The organism is Skermanella rosea (assembly GCF_016806835.2).
Taxonomy (GTDB): Bacteria; Pseudomonadota; Alphaproteobacteria; order Azospirillales; family Azospirillaceae; genus Skermanella; species Skermanella rosea.
The window spans coordinates 153,208-177,266 of the sequence record NZ_CP086111.1 but is presented as its reverse complement, the minus strand read 5'-3'; the positions used below and the strand labels follow the sequence as shown (position 1 = coordinate 177,266).

Genomic DNA, 24,059 nt, shown 5'->3' with positions numbered 1-24,059 from the left:
TCTGCACCGGCCCGACCGGAAACAGGATCAGGCGCGCAGCGCCGCGACCAGGGATTCGGCGCCGTCGAGGCTGCCGTCGGGCCGGAGCACCAAACGCAGGCCGGGACCGCGCGGCTGGGCCTCGCCTGACAGGGTGACGACGCCGAGCAGCGGCTTTTCCGGAAGCATCGAAAGCTCGCCCCATCCGACCGGCTCCGGCCCGGGATCGAGCCAGAGGACGGCCCTTACCGGCCTCGTCACGGCCAGGTGGCGGATGAAGGGACCGTGGAAGCCGGCGGCCAGGATATGGCCGAGCGTGTAGCCGTCCGCCCGGGCGGGAGACCGGCCGGATTCGGCGGCCTGGCCGGTTCGCACCAGGCAGAGCGAGGCGCCGTCGCCCAACGTGCGGGAGATCCGTTCCGCCGGCTCCGGCGGAGCGTCGCCGGACAGGACAAGCACCACCATCGGCCTGTCCTGGTCGTACTGGCGGCGGTCGTCCAGGTTGGCGAACGGATCGACGACCGGGCGGTCGCGGTAGCCGCTGCGGATGGTCCGGCGGACGCCGGCATCCTCGAACACTTCGCGGTTGCGCCGGTAGATATGGTCGAACAGCTCGGCGTGCCGCTTGCGCGCCCGGTTCATGAAGGCGGCCGGATGCCTGCGGTAATTGACCAGCGGCTCGGGGATCACCTCGCCGCGGTGCCCCTCCGCCCCCAGCCGCAGCCAGAACTCCCAGTCCTCGTAGCCTTCGCGCATGGCGGCGCAGAAGCCGCCGCCCGACAGCCCGACCTCGCGGCGGAACACGGCGGAGATGCTGACATGGTTGTAGTAGCGCAGGCGGTCGATATCGAGCGATTCGGATTTCCAGATCCGCTCCTCGCTGCCGGTGACGCGCAGCCAGGAATAGGCCAGCGACACGCCCGCGTTGCCTTCCATCAGGAGGACGCATTTCTCCAGGTATGTGGGCTCCATCGTGTCGTCGGCGTCCAGGCAGCAGACATAGAGCCCGCGGGCCAGCCGCAAGCCGGTGTTGCGGGCGGCCGGCGCCCCCTGGTTCTCCTGCCGCACCAGGATGACGTCGCCGGCCTCCTCCAGCGCCTTCAGCACCTCGTGGGTGACGCCGTCGGTCGATCCGTCGTCGACCACGATGATCTCCATGTCGCGCAGGGTCTGGGCGCGCACGCTGGCGATCGCCTCGTCCAGGAAGCGGCCGTAATTGTAGCAGGGGATCACGACCGACACGAGCGGCTGGCGCTCCTGGCGGCGCACCGGCGGGGCGTCGAGCCATTCCACGGGCGCCGCCAGCGGCTCGCGCGGGGGGAACAGCACCGCCCGCACGGTCTCCTTCAATCCCTTCGGGATCATCAGGACGAGCTGCTGGAGGATCAGCAGCCGCGTGACGGCGAAGCTCATGCCGGCCTCCCTCACCTGCCCGCTTCCTCCGCGCCGGGGGCGTCCACGAGGCGGCGGTAGAGGCCGGCGACGCGGTCGCCGATGACCGCCAGGGAGAACCGCGTCTCGACCAGCTCGCGCGCGGCGGCGCCGTAGCGCCGGCGAAGCTCGTCGGAGGACGCCAGCCGTTCCAGGGCGCTGGCCAGGGCCGCCGTGTCGCCCAGCGGCACGGTCAGTCCGTTGACCCCGTCCAGGACGACGTCGCGGCAGCCCGGAACGTCGGTCGCGACCATCGGGCGCCCGCACGCCGCCGCTTCCAGCAGGCTGACCGGCAGCCCCTCGCGGCGGGACGGCAGCACGGCGACATGGGCCCTGGCCCAGACCTCCTCGGCGATCCGGTCGACATGGCCGAGCCAGGTGATGCCGGGTTCCCGGTTCCAGGCCTCGAGCTGTTCCTCGGGGATGGCCGTCGGGTTGCGGCCGTCCTGCCGGCCCACCAGCAGCAGCTCCGCGTCCGGCACCGCCGCGCGCACCTTGCGGAACGCCTCGACCAGCGGGGCCAGGCCCTTGTCCTCGATCATCCGCGTGGTGATCGCGATCGTCACGGGGCCGGCCGGGAAAGGCAGCACCGGGTAGCGGTCGAGATCCAGGCCGGTGCCGCCGATCACGTGGACATGGTCGGGCCGGCGGAGCTTCCAGCCCATCAGCACGTCGCGGTCCGTCCCGTTCATGGTCACCAAGTGGACGTCGTGCCCGGCGAAGGCGGCCCGCATGCCCAGCATCACCAGCGGCCGCAGCAGCCGCGCCTTCAGGTGGCTGGAGGAGAACAGGTATCCAAGCCCGGCGAAATGGTCGAGGATGCGGATGCCGCCGACCAAACGGGCGGCCAGGGTGCCGATCAGGATCGGCTTCATGCCGACGCAGTGGATCAGGTGGGGCCGCTCCCGCCTCAGATAGGCCACCAGGGCCGACGCGATCCGGACGTCGTTCAGGACGTTCAGGCCGGAGCGGTCGAGCCGCAGCGGGACGACTTCGAAGCCCGCCTGCTCGATCCGCGCGCGGTCGGTCCCGACATTGCAGATCACCGTGATCCCGTACCCTCGCTCCTTGAGCCGGACCGCGAGGTTCAGCCAGTGCAGGCAGAACCACCAGTCCTCCGAGACGAAGAAGACCACCTTCAGGGACTGCCCGGCCGGCCGGGCCGGGATCGCGGGAGAATTCTCGGGTATGTTCTCTTCAGGCATCGTCGGGCGTCGGCGAACAGTCCTGACATTCATGTTCTGCTCCGGGCGCGCCCGCCGATTTATGGAATTGGTGAGGAAGCACCGGTTAACTAATCGTGAATGAGATCGTTGTCAAAGATAACCGCAGGCAGCCAAATCGTCGCGCATATGGGCCGGCGGCGGCGCCACGGCGGAGATCGGCGGCACTCCCGGATGCAGCGGCAGGGTGACCGAGCGGGCGAGCAGCCGCAGCGGGCCGGCGCAGCACTCCGCCTCGGCGCCATAGAACGGGTCTCCCAGGATCGGCGTGCCGAGCGACGCGCAATGGATGCGGAGCTGGTGGGTGCGGCCGGTCAGGGGGTTCAGTTCCAGCCAGCTCATCCCCGGTGCGACGCCGATCACGCGGTACTCGGTCACCGCGGGCAGCCCGGCCGGGTCGGGCCTGATCCTCCAGCCGCCCGTCTCGGGCAGCACCTTCAGCAGGGGCAGGTCGATGCGCCCCCGGTCGGCCGGCGGCCGCCCGCGCACGACCGCCCAGTAGGTCTTGCCGACCAGCCCGCGCGCGAACAGCCGCCCCAGCTTCATCAGCGCCTTCTGGTGGCGCCCCAGGACCAGGCAGCCGCTGGTGTCGCGGTCCAGCCGGTGGGCGAGCGCCGGCGGCCGGGCCATCTCGAACCACAGGTCGGGCAGGAAGTCGCCCAGGCTGCCCTGCCCGCGCGGGCCGGGATGGACCAGCAGCCCGGCGGGCTTGTCCAGGATCAGCACGTCGTGGTCCAGGTGGAGCACCCGCGCGCGCAGTTCCTCGGCGGTCACGGTCGTCAATCCTCCGGGATCCCGGTCTCTCAGCCCGACGGGATGGTGATGACGGGAAGGGGCGAAGTCCCCGATGTCTGCATGACCGCCGCCAGCAGCATCAGCAGGCCGAAGACCCGTTTCGACATGAAATCGTCGTTGCGAACATAGTACCAGGCTCCGTCATATTCCACGGCGACGAAGGCGCCCTCGGGGCGGGAGGATCGCGACTCGATGCGCAGGGAATTGTCGGCCGGACGCAGGGGCGAGCGGGTCGGATAGGTCCGGCCCTCCCGGACGGCGGCCTCCGGCACCTGGATCTCGTCGGCGACGGTGTTGAGGATCTCGATCAGCGAGCGGGTATAGATCGAGATCTCGTCGGACCGGTCCTGGCGGAACCCGAACACGATCCGGAACCTGCGGCCGGCCGGATCGAGCCGGAGAAGCCGGAGCAGCCTGTCCGCCCGGGGATCGAGCCTGCCCTCCGCCTGGTCGACCAGCAGCGAGACCTGCCGGTGGTCGCCATGGCCCCTGAATTCCAGGCCGAGCATGCCGGCGGCCCTCAGCTCCTCCATCAGTTCCAGCGCCTCGCGGTTGCGCCACCCTTCCGGCCTCGGACCCTCCGGCCCCGGCCCGACGGCGATGCCGTTCAGGCTCTTGATCGCCAGCCTCAGGGTCGCGTCGGCCGGAGCGCCGGTCGTCAGCATCGCGACCAGCTCGTAGGGCGGCAGCGGCGTCAGCAGCATCCGGGCATAGTCGGCGCCCCGGACGGGATTGTAGGTGATCGTCGGGCGGTCGCTGAAGGTGCCGCCGACCCCGACCGAGACGTCGTCCCGGAACCAGTATTCGGGCCTGATCAGGTCGGTGCCGAGATCGATCCGCCCCTCGACCGAGTAGCCGGCGACGATCTGACCGACCGTGCTCAGCGTCGGGGTATCGCCGAATCGCAGCTTCACGATGTTCAGGAGCATCTCGCGCTGGGCGGACCGCGCGGTCGCCTGGGCATAGTCGAGGCCGTCCCAGCCGATCGCGCGGGGACCGACCCCGGTACAGCCCGACAGGGCCGGCAATCCGCCGCACATGACCAGTCCCATCCACATCAGTCCTGCCCACCGGGGGCGTCTCCGCAGGGGCATGCCCTCTCCTCTCCCGTCGCTTGGGCGGGAGTGTGCAGCGCCGCGCCGGGATCGGCCAGCGCCTCCTGGCGGGGCATCGGGAGAGGCGGGGTTGCCATCGTCCGGCATTTTTGGGTTAACTTCGGCTCGAAAGTGCTTCGCACCGACCGTTATCCGGCGGTGTTGAACATATCCAACGGAAAAAGAATCATGGATTTCGTCACGCCGAACGACTTCACCGCCGACCGCGCCTGGGGAGCGCTCGACATCGCCGAGATCGACGGCGCCACGGTCCGCCTGCACTGGACCGACCGGCCCTATGTCTGGCACGTCAACGACGGGCCGGAGGTTTTCGTCGTGCTGGACGGCATCGTCGACATGAAGTTCGGCGACCCCGCCGCCCCGCTGGTGCGCCGCATGACGAAGGGCGACATCTTCCACGCCGCGGAGGGCGAAGCCCACGTGGCCCACCCGGAAGGCGTCGCCCGCGTGCTGGTGATCGAGCGCAAGGGCAGCGTCTGACGTGGCGGACGGGAAGACGCGCCGCCGGACTCGCCGCCGCAAGCCGAGCGGGCTGGTTCTCCATGTCAATTCCAGCCTTTCCCCCGAAAAGAAGCTGCTGGTCCGGGGAGCCATCATTCTCGCCCTGGTCTTCACGGTGATGGGCATTTTCTGGTTCGACCGCGAAGGGCTGAAGGACAATCTCGACGGTCACATCAGCTTCAGCGACATCTTGTACTTCACCGCCGTCACCGTCACGACGGTCGGCTACGGCGACATCGTCCCGGTCAGCGACACGGCCAGGCTGATCGACGCCTTCGCCGTCACGCCGATCCGCATCTTCATCTGGTTCATCTTCCTGGGCACGGCCTACGAGTTCGTCGTCCAGAAGATCGTCGAGGATTTCCGCATGAGCCGCATCCAGCAGAATCTCCGGGACCATGTCGTGCTGTGCGGGTTCGGGCACAGCGCCATGATCGCCGCCCAGGAGATGATCGCCAAGGGGCATCCCGACGACAGGATCGTCGCCATCGACGTGTCGGAGGAACGGGTCCGGGCCGCCGCCGACGCCGGCTTCATCGGCCTGCTCGGCGACGCCACCAGCGAGGAGCTGCTGACCAAGGCCTGCGTCGAGAGCGCCAAGGCGGTGCTCGTCAACACCCGGCGCGACGACACCAACATCCTGGTCATCCTGACCGTGCGGCACCTGTCGTCGCGGACCCGGGTCGTCGCCAGCATCCGGGACGAGGAGAACATCAAGCTGGCCCGGCTGAGCGGCGCCGACCTGGTGGTGACGCCGACCCGGATCGGCGGCTACCTGCTGGCCGACGCGGTCGCCTCGCAGCACGCCACGCCGTTCCTGTGCGACCTGATGTCGACCGGCGGCCACATGGTCATGACCGAGCGCCCGGCCGGTCCCGAAGACGTCGGCAGGACCATGGCCCAGGTGCCCTCGGGGGTGGTCGTCCATGTCCATTCCAACGGGCGGGAGATCCCGTTCATCGACCGAGAGCGCTACGTCATCCGCGAGGGCGACCGGCTGCTGATGATCTGCCCGTCGCCCCGGCACAAGCCGGAGCCCGGCTGACCCGCCTCAGCTGGTCTTGGCGGCGGTCCGCCGGCGCGGCGGCTTGCCGCCCCCCTTGGCGGCGGGTTTGCCCGGCCGCTGGGGATGATGATAGCGGTGCTTGGCCTGCACCGGCCGGCCGGCGGCGCGGTCCTCCAGCCGTCCGGCATGGCAGGCGTCGCAGATCCGGAACCGGTGGGCCGCCTTCAGGGTGGCGCCGCAGGACGGGCAGGCGCGCGGCAGGCTGCGGGCGGCCAGGGTCCGCTCGATGAAGGAGTTCAGCTCCTGCCGGCGCTCCAGGCACAAATCCATCTCGGGATAGGCGTCTGGGAAGCGGTAGGCCAGCCAGGCATAGGCGGTCAGGTCCTTCACCGCCTTCTCCGACGCCTCCAGCTCCACGTCGGTGCCGGTCTCGTGGGTGAAGCGGCCGGAGACGCCGGGGCTCGGGTTGGGCTGGCCGCGGCCCTGGTTGACCGCCCACATGCGCAGCAGGCGGAGCTGGTTGGGGTCGCGCACGTCGATCGGGCAGCGCGACAGCAGGTCGCGGGTCTCCAGCGGCAGCTTCGCGTGGTCCACCGCCAGCGCCGCCTGGATGCGCCCTTCCAGGTCGGTCATCCGGAAGGTCTGGTGGGCCCGCAGCAGCTCCTGCCCCGCCGTGCGCAGCACCCGGGCCAGGCTGTCGGTGCCCAGCTCGTGCGCGATCGCCTTGACGTGGGAGGTCGCGGGCGAGATCCACGGCCGCGGGTCCTCCGGATCGACCGGCTTGGAGGTCAGGGCGCGCCGGACCGGGCTGATGTTCTCGCCCTCCAGCACCGCGACCCGGCCCTCCTCGTGCATGCCGAAGCGCCCGGCCCGGCCGCCGATCTGGCGGACCTCCGGCGGCAGCAGGTCGCGCTCCTCCCGGCCGTCGTACTTGCGGGTGGTGGACAGGATGATGCGGGCGATCGGCAGGTTCAGCCCCATGCCGATCGCGTCGGTCGCGACCAGCACGTCGGCCTGCCCCTCGCGGAACCGGCGCGCCTCGGCCCGGCGCACCTCCGGCGACAGCGCGCCGTAGATCACCGCGACCGAGTGGCCGCGCCGCAGCAGCTCGGCGCGCAGCCCCAGCACGTCGCGGCGGGAGAAGGCGACCAGCGCGTCGGCCCGGCGGATGTCGCCCAGCGAGACGCCGCCCTCCTGGACGCGGAGCGGCGACTTGCGGGTGAACTCGACGATCTCAAGCTCCTCCCCGGTCGCGGCGGCGAGCCGCTGGATATAGGGGATCGCGTCGGCCGACCCGGTCATGATGATCTCGGACGCGGCCATGCCGGCGACGGCGGCGGTCCAGGCCCAGCCGCGGTCGTGGTCGCCGATCATCTGGATCTCGTCGATCACGCAGACGTCCATGACGCGGTTGGTGTTCGCCATCTCGATGGTGGAGGACACGAAGTCGGCGCCGGGGCGCACGTCGCGCTCCTCGCCGGTGATCAGGCTGCATGGCCGGCCGCGGGTCTCGATCGCCTCCTGCCCTTCCAGCGCCAGCAGCCGCAGCGGCGCCAGGTAGGCGCCCTTGCGGCCCTCGGCCAGCCGGTCCATGGCGGCGTGGGTCTTGCCCGAATTGGTCGGCCCGACGAACAGCCGCAGCTTCCGGAGCATGGCGCGGGCCGCCGCGAAGCTGTCGAGATAGACGCCGAGCCCCGACGCGGACTCCAGCGAGGCGCGGCGCACCCGCACGCCGGCGCGGGCCGCCGCCGTGGCGAAGGCCTCCTCCAGCGCGTCGAGCAGCGTCTCCAGCCGCGGGGTCCGGCCGCCGAAGCCCAGCACGCGCACCAGGTCGTCGGAGAAGGCCTGCGGCTTCCAGGTGCCGCCGAACGCCTTGGCGCGCTCGGCGACCGACTCGACCCACGCGTCGATCTGCGCCTCGGCCTCGTCGATCCGGCCGGAGCCCTTGATCGCCGCCTTGACCCGCTTGGCCAGCGCCTTGATCTCGTTGCGGCCGACGCCGTCGGGCGTCTCCAGCAGGTCGACCAGCTCGCGCTCGACGTCCTCGACCGGGCCGACCACGGTGCGGAAGCGGGATTTCAGCCGGCGCTTCGGGTTGGCGCCGGGGATCACGAAGTCATGGGCGCCGGCGATCGACCAGCGGGCGGGCACGACGTCCAGGTCGACCTCGATGCCGTCCCCGCGCAGGATGGCCGCCATCGCGCGCAGCGCGTCGCGCCGTTCCAAGCTGTCCGTCAGTTCCGCCATATCGCGACCATCATCCCCTGTCATGCTCCCTCGTATGGTATGCGGCGACGGGGATATCAACCATCGCGATGTGCGAATCGGCGCGCTCGGACCTGTTTTTTCCACCCGGCATGCTGGTAGGCTGTGACACGGATCGGTTCCGCGGGAAGGCGAAGGGGATGATCAGGCGAATCGGTATCGGGCTGGCCGGCTGCGCGACCGTCGGAGCCGCCCTGTCGGCCATCGTGTTCCTCGCCGCGCCGGACGATCTGCGCGAGCCGACCGACGAGGAGATCCGCGGCAGCGTCGCGGCGACGGTTCGCGCCCTGGCCCCGCGCGAGGAGCTGGAGCGCCGCATCGCCGCAAGCCTGGACTTCGGCGACCCGGAGGAGGCCGAGGACTGGTTCCACCTGGCCGACCTGACCGGCGCCGGGATCGACCCCGCCCTGCGCCGCCGCTTCGACGAGCAGACAGCACCCCTTCCAACGATCCTGCGCTCGGCCGCCGCCGGCGCCGCGGGCTTCGTCACCGGCGCGGGCGACAGCACCGCCGCGACCGTGGGCGCCTTCGTGTCCGACCTGACCGTCGTCGGCGACCTGAGGGACGCGGCGGCCCAGACCGGCAACATGCTCCAGGGCGAGCCGGTGGACGAGGTGATCCTGGCCCTGTCCGCCGCCGGCATCGGGCTGACCGCCGCGACCGTTGCGTCCGGCGGCACCGCCCTGCCGGTCAAGATCGGCGCCTCGGTGGTCAAGATAGCTCACAGGACCGGCCGCATGACCAAGGGCTTCGCCCGGTCGCTGGTGGACCTGGGCCGGCTGAAGGACACCGCCAAGCTGGAAAGGTCGCTGGAGTCGCTGGGCGCCGTCGGCAAGGCGACCTCTCCGCGCGGCGCCCTGACCGTGATGCGCAGCCTGGACCATGTGGACGACCTGCCCCGGGCCGAACGGCTGGCCACGGCCGTGGGCAAACCCACGGCAGGCGTCTTCAAGGTCGCCGGCCGCCGTGCCTTCGACGGCTTGGCGAAGGTCGCGGTGCGGTCGGCCGCCGCGGTCTGGGCCCTGGCCGTGCTCCTGGTCTCGGCCGCGGTCGGGTTCGTGGGGCTGGTCCTGACCGCCCTGGGAATGCTGGGAACTCTCCGGATGTTGTGGCGGATGGTGGCGGGTCGGCCCGCCGTCAGCCGATCAGGCGCATCGCCGCCATGAAGGCGCCCGCCAGGGCGCCCAGTCCCAGGAAGAAAATGGCCGTCCGTCGAATGGTCTCGGTCACGGAATGCATCGCCTGCTCCCTCCCCCAAAGTTTTCGCGGACGCTTTTGCATCCTTTGGTAGCCGTTTCAACAGCGCGGCGAGGGGATCGTCACGGATGTTTCCTACTACGTCAATAGACATTTGTGGGCCGCGCAAGCCGCCGGCCTCCGTGCGGACCGCTTCACGCGGCAGGTGCCTGGATCACGGATGGACACGGATAGGCACGGATGGACACGGATAAGGGATCCCATCCGGAGTCAGACGCCCGCCGGGAAGGCACGGCTCGCCCGGGAATCCGTGCCCATCCTGCTCATCCGTGATCCTTGACCTTACCGCCCATCAACCTTTCGCCGCGTTCAGGCACTTTTCCGGATGTTGATCAAGGAAAACGGCGTCATCCCCCCTCCGCCGCCACCGCCCGCGCCACCACGATCCATTCCTCCCCCTCCTCGGCGTCCAGCAGAGCCAGGATCGGCGGCCAGACCGGGAGCTTGGCGCGGCGGCGCTGCTCGACCAGGGTCTCGATCTCGTCGGGGGTCGGCAGGCGGTCGCCCTTCAGGATGTTGCAGCGGCGGTGGGCCAGCACCGTGTTGGCGATGTCGTCGATGCCGCCGTAGCATTGCGGGATGAAGTGGTCGACGGTGGCCTTCGCGCCCACCGGCTCGCCGCAGTAGAAGCAGCGCCCCTGCTGGCTGATCGCCATCAGCTTCGGATCGCCCGCCTTCAGCATGCCGCCCCCCGCCTCAGTATTGCCGGTACTTCAGGAACTTCCCGCTGAGCGTGATGGCGACGCGGTCGCCGGCCGGATCGGGCTTCCTGCTGATGTCCATGTCGAAATCGATGGCGCTCATGATGCCGTCGCCGAACTCCTCCTCGATCAGGGCCTTGAAGGTCGTGCCGTAGACCTGGACCAACTCGTAGAACCGGTAGATCAGCGGATCGGTCGGCACAGCCTGCCCCAGCGAGCCGCGAGACGGGATCTGCTGGAGCAGCTTGACCTCGTACTCGTTCAGGTCGAGGGCGTCGCCGACCTTCGCCGCCGCTTCGGGCGGCAGGGCCATCTGCCCCATCAGGGCGGCGGTCGTGAACTCCTTGGACAGGCCCGCCTCCTCCGCGATGCCCTTCCAGGTGAGGTCCCGGTCGATCTTGATGCGGACGATCTTCTCGGTCAGTTCGGCGCGCGTCATGGCGTGGTTCATGATGACTGTCTCCTCCCCTGGGACATGCTGAACCGTCATTCTACCAGGAGTGAGCATCGGGGGTAAGCCGGTCCCGCGCGCCCGGCGCGGGACGCTTGCCAGACCGGCGGATTGTTGCGACGCTGCCGCGGTCGGCATCTCCGGGCCAGGATCAGGGCGCATGGCATATCACCAGGACATCGGCGGCACCCGCCATTCCTTCGCGGACCTGAAGGACCTGCTGGCGAAGGCCTCGCCGGCGCGCTCCGGCGACCACCTCGCCGGGCTGGCCGCCGACAGCGCGGAGCAGCGGGTCGCCGCCCGCCTCGCCCTCGCCGACCTGCCGCTCAAGGCGTTCCTGACCGAGGCGGTCGTCCCCTACGAGCGGGACGAGGTCACGCGGCTGATCGCCGACACCCATGACGCCGGGGCCTTCGCCTCGGTGGCCTCGCTCACGGTCGGGGGCTTCCGCGACTGGCTGCTGTCCGACGCCGCCGACACGCCCGCCCTGAAGGCCCTGGCCCCCGGCATCACGCCGGAGATGGCGGCGGCCGTCTCCAAGCTGATGCGCAACCAGGACCTGATCGCGGTCGCCCGCCGCATCCGGGTCGTCACCGGCTTCCGGACCACGATCGGCCTGCCCGGCCGCCTGTCGGTCCGCATCCAGCCGAACCACCCCTCGGACGACGCCCGGGGCATCGCCGCCTCCATGCTGGACGGGCTGCTCTACGGCTGCGGCGACGCCGTGGTCGGGATCAACCCGGCGAGCGACAACATCCCGACGACCCTGCGGCTGCTGGAGATGCTGGACGAGTTCCGCCTCCGCTACGACGTGCCCATGCAGTCCTGCATCCTGGCCCACGTCACCAACACGCTGGAGGCGATCCGCCGGGGCGCCCCGGTGGACCTGACCTTCCAGTCCGTCGCCGGCACCCAGGCCGCCAACGAGAGCTTCGGCATCTCCCTCGACCTGCTGGCCGAGGCGCACGCCGCGACCCTGGCGCTGAACCGCGGCACGGTCGGCGACAACGTGATGTATTTCGAGACCGGCCAGGGCAGCGCGCTGTCGGCCGACGCCCACCACGGCGTCGACCAGCAGACCGTCGAGTGCCGGGCCTACGCGGTCGCCCGCCGGTTCAGCCCCCTGCTGGTCAACACCGTGGTGGGATTCATCGGCCCGGAATACCTCTACGACGGCAAGCAGATCCTGCGCGCCGGGCTGGAGGACCATTTCTGCGGCAAGCTGCTGGGGCTGCCCATGGGGGTGGACGTCTGCTACACCAACCATGCCGAGGCCGACCAGGACGACATGGACAACCTGCTGACCCTGCTCGGCGTCGCGGGCGTCAATTTCGTGATGGGCGTGCCGGGCGCCGACGACATCATGCTGAACTACCAGAGCACCTCCTACCACGACGCGCTCTATGTCCGCTCGGCCCTCGGCCTGCGGCCGGCGCCCGAGTTCGAGGACTGGCTGCGCCGCATGGCGATCCTGGACCGGGGCGGCCGCGTCCGGCCCGCCCTGGTCGGAGGAGCGGCCGGCGAGGCCGGAGCCGGCGCCCTGCTCGGCTACGCGGAGGCGGCGCACCATGGCTGACGAGATCGAACACTCGAAGGAAACGCCCGCCGATCCCTGGAGCGCGCTCCGCCGCCACACCGCCGCGCGGATCGCCCTGGGCCGCAGCGGCGACGGCCTGCCGACGCGCCACCTGCTCGATTTCCAGCTCGCCCACGCGCGGGCGCGCGACGCCGTCCACCTCGCCTTCGACCCGCAGGCCCTCGCCGCTTCGCTGCCGCCCGGCCTCGCCGCCGTCACGGTGCGCAGCCGGGCGCCGGACCGGGCGACCTATCTCCAGCATCCCGACCTGGGCCGCCGGCTCGACCCGGAGGACCTGCCGCTGCTGCGCCGGGGCGACCACGACGTCGCGTTCGTCCTGGCCGACGGGCTGTCGGCCCGCGCCGTCCACGACCACGCGGCAAGCCTGCTGCTGGCCACGCTCGACCTGCTGCCGGGCTGGCGGATCGCCCCGGTCGTGCTGGCCCGACAGGCGCGGGTGGCGCTCGGCGACGAGATCGCGGCGGCCCTGGGCGCCGCCTCGGTCGTGATGCTGATCGGCGAGCGGCCCGGCCTCAGCGCCGCCGACAGCCTGGGCGCCTACCTGACCTTCGGCCCGCGTCCCGGCCTGCAGAACGCCGACCGCAACTGCATCTCCAACATCCGGCCGGACGGGCTGGCGATCCCGCCCGCGGCCCGCAAGCTCGCCTTCCTGCTGGCGGAGGCGCGCCGGCTCAAGTTGTCGGGAGTCGGGCTGAAGGACGACGTACCCGCCGAACTGTTGTCGCCCCCCGGCTTATGACGTTCCGGGTAATCCTCCGGCCCCGATTACATTGGGTTTGCTTTCAAAGTTAACTTAACATTAAGGATATTGGCCCGACGATGCCGCCCGGGCATACCGTCTCATTCGCAGCGAGCACGTGCTGGTCTCCTCTCCCACCCCGCATGACATCCTGATCCAGCTGGCGCAGCATACCGGGCTGTTCGCGCTTCTGGCGCTCGTCTTCTCCCAGATCATCCATGCCTCGCGGCTGCACCGGAGCCGGTGGCGGCCGGTCCTCCTCGGGGGCACCTTCGGCGCCTTCGCGATCCTGTGCATGATGGTCCCGGTGACCATCGCCGGGGGCATGATCGTGGACGGCCGGATCGTCATGACGGCGCTGTCCGGGATGCTCGGCGGTCCGGTCGCGGCGGCGATCGCGGGGGCCGCCGCCGCCTCCTACAGGATCTGGCTCGGCGGGCCGAGCGCCCTGGCGGCCTGCGCCGTCATCCTGATCAGCACGCTGGCCGGCACCGCGGTCTGGTGGCTGGCCGCCCGGCGGGCCAGGCGCGCGCGGTTCCGCGACCTGGTCCTGCTCGCGGGGCTGGTGGCGGTGCTCGGCCAACTCCCGATCCTGATGCTTCCCTCGTCCGAGATGGCCTGGACCTTCGTCACCCTGGCGGCACTGCCGCTCGCCCTTTCGACCGGCGGCGGCATCGTCGTGCTGGGCGGGCTGCTGCTGATCGAGCTGCGCCGGCTGGTCGAGGAGGACAAGCTGCGCCTGCTCGCGGCCCACGCGACCGACATCATCTCCCGCTCCGACCAGGCGGGGCGGCACCTCTACGTCTCGCCCGCCTGCCGGGAGATCCTGGGCTTCGACGCGGAAGAGCTGGTCGGCAGCTCGATCGACTCGATGGTCCATCCCGACGACCTGCCCTCCGTCCGGGCCGTGATGGCGGCGCTGACGCCGCAGGCGCCGCGCCAGATCCTCACCTGCCGGGTTCGCCGGAAGGACGGCGGCCATGTCTGGGTCGAGGTGACCCTGCGGCTGGTCCCGGCGACCTCCTCCGACACCCTGTGGAACGGCCCGGCCGAGATCGTCAGCGTCGCGCGCGACATCAGCAAGCGCAAGGCGGTGGAGGCCCAGCTGGCCGCCGCCAAGACCCAGGCCGAGGCGGCGAGCCGCGCCAAGTCCGGCTTCCTCGCCAACATGAGCCACGAGCTGCGCACCCCGCTGAACGCCATCATCGGCTTCGCCGAGCTGATCCGGACCGAGACCATGGGCCCCGTCGGCAACCGGACCTACTGCGACTACGCCAAGGACATCCACGACAGCGGCCACCACCTGCTGAGCCTGATCAACGACGTGCTGGACCTGTCCAAGATCGAGGCCGACCGCATGGTCCTCGACGAGGAGACGGTCGACCTGAACGCCGTCGTCGCCACCTGCATCCGCATGTCGCGCACCCAGGCGACCCGCGGCGGCGTGACCCTGGAAGCCCGCGTCGATCCCGAGGCGGCGGTCGTCCGGGGCGAGCAGCGCCGGCTGGTCCAGGTGCTCCTCAACCTCGTCTCCAACGCGATCAAGTACACCAAGCCGGGCGGCTCGGTCCGGATCGCGACCCGGATGCGGCCCGACGGCTGCCTGGACCTGAGCGTGAGCGACACCGGCTGCGGCATCGACGAGCGCGACCTCGCGGCGGTGATGCAGCCGTTCGGCCAGATCGACAACCCCTACAACCGGACCAGCCAGGGCACCGGCCTGGGCCTGCCCCTGGCCCGCCGGCTGGTCGAGATGCATGACGGCAGGCTGGCGCTGGAGAGCAAGGTCGGCGTCGGCACCACCGCGACGGTGACCCTGCCCGCAGTCCGGGTGATCGAGCCGGTCGCCTGAAGGGCGGCCGAAGGGTCCGCCCCGCCGGTCGCTGCGGCCCGATGGAATTTTCGCACTGCGACAAAGCATTGTTTGGTCCGGGACACGCTTCATGGTAGTCCGGACCATCGAATAAAGCTCGCGGTGATCCGCCATGGCCTCGCTCTCCTTGCTTTCCGGCAGGTCGATCGGTTCAAGACTGACCGTCCTGATTGTCATCATGGTGGTCGGCGCCGCCGCCATCGCCGGCTACGGCCTGCGGGAACTTCGCCTGACGCTGCTCGGCGACCGCCAGGACAAGACCCGGAACCTCGTCGAGATCGCCCACGGCATCGTCGAGCACTACGGCAGCATGGCCGGGCGGGGCGAGATCGGCCTGGACGCCGCCCAGGACGCGGCCCGGACGGCGCTGCGCAATCTCCGCTACGACGGGAAGGAGTATTTCTGGGTCAACGACATGACGCCCAGGATGGTCATGCACCCGTTCCGCCCCGACCTGGAAGGCCAGGACCTGTCCGCCAGCAGGGACCCCGCGGGCAAGCTCCTGTTCGTGGAGTTCGTCCGGACGGTGGAGGCCCGGGGCGCCGGCTTCGTCGACTACCTGTGGCCGCAGCCGGGCGCCACCCGCCCGGTGCCCAAGCTGTCCTACGTCAAGGGTTACCGGCCGTGGGGCTGGGTGATCGGCTCCGGCATCTACATCGACGACGTCGACGCCATCTTCGGCCGGCAGGCGGCGATCACCGCGGCCATCGCGGCGGTGATCTTCACGCTGGCGGTGGTGCTGGCGCTGCGCATCGTGCGCGGCATCGTGCGGCCGGTCCGCGGCCTCCGGCAGGCCATGGCCGAGCTGTCGGACGGCCACCTGGACGTCGTCGTGCCCGGCACGGATGCCCGCGACGAGCTGGGCGACATGGCCCGCACCCTGGACGTCCTGAAGGGGGTCGCGGTCGCCGCGGTGCGCTCCGGCAGCGGGCTCGACCAGGTCGGCTCCTGCATCATGATGGTCGACGGCGCCGGCACGGTGTTCCATGCGAACCAGGCCGTCGCGGCGCTGTTCGGCGCCTGCGCCGGGGACATCCGCCGGGCGATCCCCGGGTTCGACCCGGACCGGCTGGTCGGCCTGCCGCTCGACCGTTTCGGCGTCCCGCCCGGCGCGCCCGAGGGCGGCCTGCACGCGACCCTGCTGGCCGGCGGCGAGGCCGGGCTGGAGCTGGGCGGCCGCACCTTCCTGCTGATCGCCCACCCGGTCGCGGGGCGCCACGGCGAGCCGCTGGGAACCGTGGTCGAGTGGCGCGACCGGACCGCGGAGCGCCGGATCGAGGCGGAGATCAGCGGCATGGTGGCGACCGCGGTGCGCGGCGACCTGTCGGCCCGGATCGCGCTGGAGGGCAAGGCCGGGTTCTTCCTGACCGTCAGCGAGGGGATCAACCGGCTGGCCGACACCGTCGCCGGCGTGTCGGAGGAACTGGCCGAGGTGCTCGGCCATCTCGCCGGGGGCGACCTGACCCGGCGCATCGAGTCGAATTACGACGGCGTGTTCCTGCGCCTCAAGAACGACTTCAACAGCACGGCCGACACGCTGTCCGACGTGGTCGGCCGGATCGAGACGGCGGCCTCGACCATCGCGTCCGCCGCGGGCCAGGTCTCGGCCGGCAGTCGCGACCTGGCGGGGCGGACCGAACAGCAGGTTTCCAGCCTGCGCCGGACCGCCTCGACCATGGAAGGGCTGACCGAGACCGTGCACGCCAACGTCGAGACCTCCGTCCGGGTGGAGGAGGCGGCGGTCGCCGCCCACGGCTCCGCCGGCCGGGGCGCCGGCGTGGCGGAGGACGCCGTCGCGGCGATGCGGCGGATCGAGGAGTCGTCGGCACGGATCGGCGACATCGTCAGCATGATCGACGAGATCGCCTTCCAGACCAACCTGCTGGCGCTGAACGCCGCGGTCGAAGCGGCGCGGGCGGGCGACGCCGGCCGGGGCTTCGCCGTGGTCGCGAGCGAGGTCCGCATCCTGGCCCAGCGCTCCGCCGCCGCGTCGAAGGAGATCAAGCAGCTGATCCAGGCCAGCGGCAGCGAGGTCCATGAGGGCGTCGTGCTGGTCCGCGCGGCGGGCACGGCGCTGACCGACATCACCGCGTCGGTCGGCCGCGTCGCCGACCTGATCGGCCGGATCTCCCGCGCCACGTCCGAGCAGGCGAGCGGCCTGGACGCGCTCAGCGGCGCCATCACCGCGATGGACTCCATGGCCCAGCAGAACGCGGCCCTGGTCGAACAGAGCTCCGCCGCCGCCGAGGCGCTGGAGTCGCAGGCCCGCGAACTGACCAGCCTGGTCGGCTTCTTCGACCTGGACGGCGGAACCGGGGCGCAGGGCCGGCAGGCGCTCCGGCGAACCGCCTCGCGCTGATTCCGGAAAAGAGTTAATACTTTCTTACAGGAGATTTGCGCACCCGGATATGAAAAACTCCCCTTTCGATAAACAGGGGCTGACGAAATGGCGCTCATCCAGGGTACAAGCAACTCCGAAACACTGTATGGAACCACCGGCGCCGACAGCTTGTACGGCCAGGGCGGAAACGACAGCCTTTACGGCCGTTCCGGCGATGATCAGATCCGGGGCGGGGCCGGGGACGACAAGCTGCTCGGAGAATCGGGGACCGATACCCTGTACGGGGAGGACGGCAACGACACCCTCCATGGCGGCACCGGCGTCTCGTATCTCCAGGGCGGCGCCGGCAACGACCGGCTCATCTACGACCCGAGTGCCGCCGACATCGCGACGATCCGGACCTCCCTGGCGGCCAGCCGGCTCAACGGCGATGCCGGCACCGACACCCTGGCCGTGATCAACCGGACGACCTACACCGCGGGAACGGCGGCCGAACCGGCCGAGGCTCCGGCCCAGACCTATATCTATATCGACGCCAAGGGCTCCGGCCGTATCCTGTTCACCAAGCCCGACTCGCAGTGGGACGCTTCCAGCATCGCCGTCGGCAACTTCACGGGCATCGAGAAGATCGTGGCGAGCGGTGCCGGCGGCCTCAGCTTCGCCGGCGGCTTCCACGAGAGCACGGGCATCGACATCACCGGCACCGCGGCCGCCGACACCTTCCGGAGCGCCTACGGCTCCGACACCATGCGGGGCGGTGCCGGCGACGACGTCTTCCATATCGGCGGCGGGGGTGACGACAGGGTCTATTCCGACGCCGACGACGCCGACAGCTTCCACCTGAACTTCTTCGACCCCGGCTCCCACGCCGTCATGGGGTTCAACGGCGCCGGCGTCGAGGGCGGCGACCGCCTCTACATCCACGGGGACGCCGCCCTCGGGACATCGGTGTCGGTCAGCGAGCAGGCGGGCAAGACGACCATGACGCTGACCAACCACGACTGGGGCACGGTCAGCACCTGCGTGATCGACAAGGTCGGCCTGGTCGAAGGCGTGGACTATTTCTACGTCTGACTTCTTCCACGGGTTCCGACAATTCCGACACCGCGCACCGACGGCCACCCGATCAAGACCAAGAGGCAGGGCCGGTACGTCCGCCCGCGCTCAGCCGTCCAGGAAAGCCAGGACGCTGTCGACGAAGCGGTCCGGCTGCTCGGCATGCAGCCAGTGGCCCGCATCGGCGATCCCTTCGATCCGGGCGTTCGGGAACAGCCGCCGGATCTCCTCATGGTGGGACGGCCGGACATAGTCCGAGCGTTCCCCGTGGAGAAACAGCGTCGGCTTGTCGTAGCTGCGCCCGGCGAAATCCCCGGTCGGGAAGGCGGTCAGCTCCTCCATCCGATCGCCCAACGCCTTCAGGTTGATGCGCCAGGAAAAGGTGCCGCTCTCGGCGACCAGGTTCTGCAGCAGGAAACTGCGGATCGGCGCCTCCGGGATGGACTTGGCCAGTTGGGCATCGACCTCGCCCCGCCGGGTGACTCCGGACAGGTCGACCGCCCGCATCGCTTCCACATAAGGCATCAGCGTGTGCCGGTAGCTGACCGGCGCGATGTCGGCGACCACCAGCTTGTCCACCAGCTCGGGCCGGGTCAGCGCCAGCACCATGGCCGCCTTGCCGCCCATGCTGTGGCCGAGCAGCGAGACCGGCCCGAGCCCCTTGCCCGCGATCCTGTCCTCGATATAGCCGCCCACGTCGTCGGCCATGTCGGCATAGCCCATGTCGTCCGACCAGGGCGAGCCGCCATGGTTGCGCATGTCGAGCGCGTGGACCCGATGCCCGGCGCCCAGCCGCTTCGCCACCGTGTTCCAGTTCCGGGCCGAGCCGAACAGCCCGTGCAGCACCACCAGCGGCGCCCCCTCCCCGGCCTCGAAGCCTGTCAGAGTCACTCCCATGGGTCCGTCATCCTTCCTGTCCCGGCCGGCATACCCGACTCGATAACCCCAGATGTATCCGCCGAGGCGCCCGATATCCAGAGGGTCCCGACGGCCACTTCGCCTGTTATACTCGCCGGAGCGATCCTCGGAGGCACCGTCATGTGGTGGCTGAACGTCTTCTTCCTGATCAACGGCGTCTGGACCCCCGGCTCCCAGCTGGAGGGATGGGCACCGCGCGAGTACGCTTCCGAACAGGAATGCCTGGAGCGCAAATCCTTCGCGGAGAACGAATGCCGCCTTCACCCGCTGAAACACGCCTCCGTCTGGTCCTGCACCTTCGGCGAACCGGCCAAGGAACCCCCCGCCCCCCTGGGCGGCGCCCCCTGCTGAAGCTCCGCCGCGAACCGTCACCCGGCCCACGATTTCCGAGCGAAAGAATTCAGCCACAGATGAACGGCGATGGAGAAAAATGATCCGGACGGCATCTCCCTCTATCGCCGTTCATCTGTGGCAAGAAAAAGAAAATTGGGGTCAGAGTGCTTTCCCAGATTGGGGTCAGAGTGCTTTTCCAGCCCCCACCGGATAGCGCGCCGCGCCCGCCGGCCGTGCTAGAATGGCCCCGCAAGGGGCCGGGCCGAAGGGTAATCAGGTGGCGGAACAGCCGGATTGCCGATACATGACCCGCGAAAGCTTCCGGCAGTGGCTGGATGAGCAGGCCGGAGGTGCCCGCTACGAGCGGGTGGCGGGCGAACCGGTCGCCGTGGCTCCGGAACGGATCATCCATGCCCGCCTGAAAGCCCGGGTCTGGCAGGCGCTCGACCGGGCGCTTTCCGGCAAGGATGCCGGCTGCGAAGCCTTGCCCGACGGCATCACGGTGGAAGTGGATGACGATACGGACTACGAACCGGATGCCGTCGTCAATTGCGGCCCCCGGCTGCCCGACGATGCCGTCGCCGCGAGCAATCCCGTGATCGTCGTGGAGGTGCTGTCCCCCGGAACGCGCGGGACGGACACCGGCGGCAAGCTCGCCGACTATTTCCGCGTCCCGCGCGTTCCGGCACTACCTGATCGTCCACACGAACCGGAGAGCCGTGATCCATCACCAGCGAGCGGCCGACGGAAGCATCCTGACCAGGATCATCTCCAGCGACCGGATCGACCTCGACCCCCCAGGCATCTCCATCGGGCTGGAGGAAACCTACGGCGACTGATCGGTCGCCCCCGCCTCACCGCCCGCCCGCGACCGGCAGCACCGCCCCGATCACATGGGAAGCCGCGTCGGAACACAGCCAGAAAACCGCCTCCGCGACCTCCGCCGCCGTGCCGGCCCGTCCCATCGGGATTTCGTGCCGCATGGTTTCCAGCCGGGCGGCGATTCGCTCCGCGTCTGCCGGGTCGGACAGGGTCAAACCCGGAGCCACCGCGTTGACACGGATGCCGAACGGCGCCACCTCCGCCGCCAAGCCCACGGTGAACACGTCGATGGCCCCCTTGGTCGCCGCATAGTCGATCCACTGGCCGGGACTGCCCCGCTTCGTGGCGGTCGATGAAAGGTTGACGATCGACCCGCCGCCCGTCCCCCTTTCCGCCGAGGCGCGCATGTGCCGGACCGCCTCGCGGGCGCACAGGATCAGCCCGATCAGGTTGGTCGCGACGACGTCACTCAGCAATCCGGCGCCGACATCCTCGATCCGGCGCGGCGGCCCGGTGATCCCGGCATTGTTGACCAGTGCGTCGATCCGGCCGAACGCGCCGACGACGTCCCGGAACAGCCCGACCACCTGATCCTCGTCGCGGACATCGCACCGGAAGGCGGTGCAGCCGTCCACCGATGCGCTCACCCCCTCGACCGCCGCCCTGTCCGAAACCCACGTCAACGCCACGCGCCAGCCCCGGGCGGCGAACAGCCGGACGACGGCGGCCCCGATCCCCCGGCCGCCCCCGGTGACCAGCACGGTCTTGCGAGTTGCCGCAGGGCCGGAGCGGTTCATGCACGTCATGCCAACCGCCGTCCGCCAAGGCAGCTCCTCTCAAACGTGTATGGCACGCGGGAAGACCTCCCGAATTTACGCAAATCCTGACATCCCGGCGCATCCTATTGAGAGTCGCCCGCGACCCCCTCACCCGGAGGGCAAAAACCAACATCAGTGGCGAAGCCACCGAATAGCACAACGCCCGGCAGGTTTTCGCGCCGATTTTTGCTATCCGCCGCCGTCGCTCCGTCCTGATCCTCCCGCAGCCCGGCCCCTCGCGACACCGTCCTGATCTGCGGCCTGCTCGTCGTCGGCATCGGCCTGTCGTTCCGCGCCCTGCCACGCTGGACGCCACGCCTTTCGTCAAAACCCTTCGATTCCGGCCGGTTCGCCGTAGGTCGGCCTCGGCCGAAGGCCGACGCCGACACCCTGGCCGGAGCGCCGATGGAGGGCGTCGGCGTTCGCCCTGACGGGCGAAGGCCGACCTTGTCTTATGGCGGTGGGGTATAAGGCGGTGTCCGAGGGATACCGGCGCCCCCTGACGGGGACGCCGGTACGCGGGGTCAGGACACTGTGGCCGACCAAGGCTCGACACCGTACGTAGCGAAGTGCCTGCCCCGAACCCTCGGCGTTCCTCGCACAGTTGCCAGGCGCCGGCCTTGAGCCGGACGCCGCAGACAAGGACGAGTTCGCCATGCCTTGCCAAGTCTACTGCATCGGCATCGATGCCTCCACCCAGTTTCTCGATACCCACGGCCTGCCGGGCCACACCCGCCGGCGCCTGCCCAACAGCCCGGAAAGCCATGGCGAGTTGGCCACTATCCTGAGCGCGCTGCGCGAGGGCGGCAACGACGTGCTGGTCGTCATGGAAGCGTCGGGCGGCTGCGAGCGCGGCCTGCATCACGCCCTGGCCGCGGCCGGCGTAGCGACGGCCATCGTCAACCCCAAGCGGGTGCGGGACTTCGCCCGCTCGAACGGCTGGCTGGCCAAAACCGACCGGGTCGACGCCCGGGCGCTCAAGGCGTTCGGCGAGGCCAACCGGCCGCGCGCCACCCCGATTCCGGAGCCGGTCCGCGCCGAGTTGATCGAGCTGCTCGACTACCGCGACCAGGTGCTGGCCGAGATCACTGCCCGGTCTCATCAGATCGAGCACTTCCACTCCGAGGCGATGCGCCAGGTTGCCGGCGCCGCGCTGGAGGCGCTCCGGGGCCAGGCGGCCGAGTTGGCCGAGCAGATCGCGATGACCGTCTACTGCGACGCCGAGCTGAGCCGGCGCGCTGCGCTGCTGCGCAGCTTCAAGGGCGTCGGGCCGCTGACCTCGGCCATGCTGGTCGCCTATCTGCCCGAACTCGGCTCGCTGAACGAGAAGCAGGTAGCCAGCCTGGCCGGGCTTGCGCCGTTCGCCTGCGACAGCGGCACGTTGCGGGGGGTGCGCCGGATTTACGGCGGCCGCGCCAAGGTGCGCCATGCGCTGTTCCACGTCGCCCGCATCGGTCTGCGCTGGAACCCGGTGCTCAAGAAGTTGTACGAGCGCCTCAAGGCGCGCGGCAAAGCGGGGAAGGTGGCGCTGGTCGCCTGCATGCGCAAGGCCCTGGTGATGCTCAACGCCCTGCTCAAGGCGGGTGAGCCTTGGGACCCGGACCACGAAGCGAAAAAGGCCGACCAGGCGGCATTGCGCAAGACGGCCACGGCTGTGGCCGAGGCTACGTCCCCGGCCGCCGCCTGAGGCTCCATCCCTTTGTTCGATCGGCGGCACCATCCCTCCGTCCCGACCTGGGGTCCACTTGGCGGCGCGTGGAACGGCGGTCAAGGATGGCCGAAGGCCACCGCGGAGCGGCGCGCAGCGTCCTTGAGGGCCGTTCCACGCGCCGTCACACTTGGCCCGAACGGGGGGCGGCTCCAACTCCCACTGTTTGACCACTGACACAGTCCAAAGCAGGACACGGCTACACGTCTGCACCACCACAGTGGAAAATTGTGCTTGATGAGGAGACAACAACCGCCAAATAACAGTTGCTACCGCACGCCGCCCCGCCGACCCCACTCATAAGATTGAAATCCTCGGTAATAAAGGATAACATACCTAAGACACCTGCCCGGAGAGCTCCGCCATGTCCGCCACCGCCAGCACGCCCACCCCCGCCCTTCAGCGCCGGCACGAGGTCTTCGCCCGCCACGTCGCCGCCGGCCGCAGCCTCGCCGAGGCCGCCCGGCTCTCCGGCTATGCCTGGAACAGCGCCCGCCAGACCGGATCGCGCCTGATGCAGGACGGCTGCGTCGCCGCCCGCGTGGTCGAACTCGCCGCCGAGGAGGACCGCCGCCGCCGGGAGGAGGCCGACGAACTGGTCGCGGTGCTCAAGCGCGTCCTGTTCGAGGCCGTGGAGAAGCAGAACTACTCCGCCGCCCTGCGCGCCGCCGACCAGATCGCCCGTTTCCGCGGCCTGCTCCCGCCGGCGCCCAAGGCCGGCCGGCACGCCGGCGCCGGCATCACCGGGGCCATCGCCGCCGCCCTGGCGGAGGCGGAGGACGAGGACGACGGCGCCCTGCCCGCCGATCCCGACGCTCCGGGGCTGGTCGGCTTCGACCCGCCGATGCCGCCGGCCGCCATCGCCCCGGTCGAGCCGATGCGCAACCTTAAGGAGGAGGCCCGCAAGCGGCACGCCGCCGCGGTCGAACGGAACTCCCGCTGCCTCAAGCTGATCCTGGGCCGCCACAAGGACAACAAGGAGCTCAAGGCCCGGATCGAGTCGTCCGACGACGCCCACCTCTTCTTCGACGCGGACTACCGCCTGCTCCCGCCCGACCAGTGGCCCGGCGCCGACACCGCTCCCGCGCCGCTCGCGTGACGCCGCCGTCATGACGAATCATGACATCCAG

Annotated in this window: 20 protein-coding genes and 1 pseudogene; 12 read left to right on the top strand and 9 right to left on the bottom strand. The window is 70.2% G+C overall.

What is annotated here, in order from left to right:
- Nucleotides 1–27: 27 nt before the first annotated feature.
- From JL101_RS00790 to JL101_RS00775, 4 genes are all read right to left on the bottom strand, one after another.
- On the bottom strand, nucleotides 28–1,392 hold the full coding sequence (locus JL101_RS00790; RefSeq protein ID WP_203096650.1) for a glycosyltransferase family 2 protein: 1,365 nt from the start codon (nucleotides 1,390–1,392) through the stop codon (nucleotides 28–30).
- Between the two features lie 11 nt (nucleotides 1,393–1,403).
- Complete coding sequence (locus JL101_RS00785; protein WP_203096648.1) at nucleotides 1,404–2,615, bottom strand: glycosyltransferase family 4 protein; 1,212 nt, start codon at nucleotides 2,613–2,615, stop codon at nucleotides 1,404–1,406.
- Between the two features lie 111 nt (nucleotides 2,616–2,726).
- A complete protein-coding gene (locus JL101_RS00780; RefSeq protein ID WP_203096954.1) occupies nucleotides 2,727–3,407 on the bottom strand; it encodes an RluA family pseudouridine synthase in 681 nt (226 codons plus the stop codon).
- A gap of 29 nt (nucleotides 3,408–3,436) precedes the next feature.
- On the bottom strand, nucleotides 3,437–4,522 hold the full coding sequence (locus tag JL101_RS00775) for a hypothetical protein (RefSeq protein ID WP_228435226.1): 1,086 nt from the start codon (nucleotides 4,520–4,522) through the stop codon (nucleotides 3,437–3,439).
- Between the two features lie 189 nt (nucleotides 4,523–4,711).
- On the opposite strand from JL101_RS00775, the gene JL101_RS00770 reads away from it, so the two are divergent.
- Both JL101_RS00770 and JL101_RS00765 read left to right on the top strand, forming a co-directional pair.
- Nucleotides 4,712–5,023, top strand: coding sequence for a cupin domain-containing protein (locus JL101_RS00770; protein ID WP_203096646.1), 312 nt, complete (start codon nucleotides 4,712–4,714; stop codon nucleotides 5,021–5,023).
- A 1-nt stretch (nucleotide 5,024) separates the two neighbouring features.
- Nucleotides 5,025–6,089 carry a potassium channel family protein gene (locus JL101_RS00765; protein WP_203096645.1) on the top strand — a complete coding sequence of 355 codons (1,065 nt, stop codon included), beginning with the start codon at nucleotides 5,025–5,027 and terminating at the stop codon, nucleotides 6,087–6,089.
- Nucleotides 6,090–6,095: 6 nt separating this feature from the next.
- Here the strand turns inward: JL101_RS00765 and JL101_RS00760 are convergent, their stop codons facing one another.
- The gene (locus tag JL101_RS00760) at nucleotides 6,096–8,297 is read right to left on the bottom strand and encodes a helicase-related protein (protein WP_228435225.1); all 2,202 of its coding nucleotides are present in this window, start codon (nucleotides 8,295–8,297) and stop codon (nucleotides 6,096–6,098) included.
- Between the two features lie 158 nt (nucleotides 8,298–8,455).
- On the opposite strand from JL101_RS00760, the gene JL101_RS00755 reads away from it, so the two are divergent.
- Entirely contained in the window at nucleotides 8,456–9,481 is a 1,026-nt protein-coding gene (locus JL101_RS00755; protein ID WP_203096643.1) for a hypothetical protein, read from the top strand.
- Between the two features lie 438 nt (nucleotides 9,482–9,919).
- Here JL101_RS00755 and JL101_RS00750 read toward each other — a convergent pair whose 3' ends face one another.
- Nucleotides 9,920–10,255, bottom strand: coding sequence for an HNH endonuclease (locus tag JL101_RS00750; RefSeq protein ID WP_203096642.1), 336 nt, complete (start codon nucleotides 10,253–10,255; stop codon nucleotides 9,920–9,922).
- A gap of 13 nt (nucleotides 10,256–10,268) precedes the next feature.
- Entirely contained in the window at nucleotides 10,269–10,724 is a 456-nt protein-coding gene (gene cynS / locus JL101_RS00745) for a cyanase (RefSeq protein ID WP_228435224.1), read from the bottom strand.
- A gap of 160 nt (nucleotides 10,725–10,884) precedes the next feature.
- Between cynS and JL101_RS00740 the strand changes: the two genes are divergently transcribed.
- From JL101_RS00740 to JL101_RS36465, 5 genes are all read left to right on the top strand, one after another.
- Nucleotides 10,885–12,300: an ethanolamine ammonia-lyase subunit EutB gene (locus tag JL101_RS00740; protein WP_203096641.1), complete on the top strand. Its 1,416-nt coding sequence runs from the start codon at nucleotides 10,885–10,887 to the stop codon at nucleotides 12,298–12,300.
- Nucleotides 12,293–13,060: an ethanolamine ammonia-lyase subunit EutC gene (gene eutC, locus JL101_RS00735; protein WP_203096640.1), complete on the top strand. Its 768-nt coding sequence runs from the start codon at nucleotides 12,293–12,295 to the stop codon at nucleotides 13,058–13,060. The genes JL101_RS00740 and eutC overlap by 8 nt, the downstream gene beginning before the upstream one ends.
- A gap of 118 nt (nucleotides 13,061–13,178) precedes the next feature.
- Nucleotides 13,179–14,912 carry an ATP-binding protein gene (locus JL101_RS00730; protein ID WP_203096639.1) on the top strand — a complete coding sequence of 578 codons (1,734 nt, stop codon included), beginning with the start codon at nucleotides 13,179–13,181 and terminating at the stop codon, nucleotides 14,910–14,912.
- Between the two features lie 133 nt (nucleotides 14,913–15,045).
- The gene (locus JL101_RS00725) at nucleotides 15,046–17,292 is read left to right on the top strand and encodes a methyl-accepting chemotaxis protein (protein WP_203096638.1); all 2,247 of its coding nucleotides are present in this window, start codon (nucleotides 15,046–15,048) and stop codon (nucleotides 17,290–17,292) included.
- Nucleotides 17,293–17,379: 87 nt separating this feature from the next.
- Nucleotides 17,380–18,348: a calcium-binding protein gene (locus JL101_RS36465; RefSeq protein WP_203096637.1), complete on the top strand. Its 969-nt coding sequence runs from the start codon at nucleotides 17,380–17,382 to the stop codon at nucleotides 18,346–18,348.
- Between the two features lie 90 nt (nucleotides 18,349–18,438).
- Here the strand turns inward: JL101_RS36465 and JL101_RS00710 are convergent, their stop codons facing one another.
- Nucleotides 18,439–19,227: an alpha/beta fold hydrolase gene (locus tag JL101_RS00710; protein ID WP_203096636.1), complete on the bottom strand. Its 789-nt coding sequence runs from the start codon at nucleotides 19,225–19,227 to the stop codon at nucleotides 18,439–18,441.
- Nucleotides 19,228–19,368: 141 nt separating this feature from the next.
- Between JL101_RS00710 and JL101_RS00705 the strand changes: the two genes are divergently transcribed.
- On the top strand, nucleotides 19,369–19,599 hold the full coding sequence (locus tag JL101_RS00705; RefSeq protein ID WP_203096635.1) for a hypothetical protein: 231 nt from the start codon (nucleotides 19,369–19,371) through the stop codon (nucleotides 19,597–19,599).
- A 223-nt stretch (nucleotides 19,600–19,822) separates the two neighbouring features.
- A pseudogene (locus JL101_RS36860) lies at nucleotides 19,823–20,206 on the top strand (Uma2 family endonuclease); the annotation flags it as partial.
- 229 nt (nucleotides 20,207–20,435) lie between these two features.
- On the opposite strand, the gene JL101_RS00700 reads toward JL101_RS36860, so the two are convergent.
- On the bottom strand, nucleotides 20,436–21,209 hold the full coding sequence (locus JL101_RS00700; protein WP_228435223.1) for an SDR family NAD(P)-dependent oxidoreductase: 774 nt from the start codon (nucleotides 21,207–21,209) through the stop codon (nucleotides 20,436–20,438).
- 667 nt (nucleotides 21,210–21,876) lie between these two features.
- Between JL101_RS00700 and JL101_RS00695 the strand changes: the two genes are divergently transcribed.
- Complete coding sequence (locus JL101_RS00695; protein WP_203104619.1) at nucleotides 21,877–22,908, top strand: IS110 family RNA-guided transposase; 1,032 nt, start codon at nucleotides 21,877–21,879, stop codon at nucleotides 22,906–22,908.
- 385 nt (nucleotides 22,909–23,293) lie between these two features.
- Nucleotides 23,294–24,028: a terminase small subunit gene (locus JL101_RS00690; protein ID WP_228435222.1), complete on the top strand. Its 735-nt coding sequence runs from the start codon at nucleotides 23,294–23,296 to the stop codon at nucleotides 24,026–24,028.
- Nucleotides 24,029–24,059: the final 31 nt, after the last annotated feature.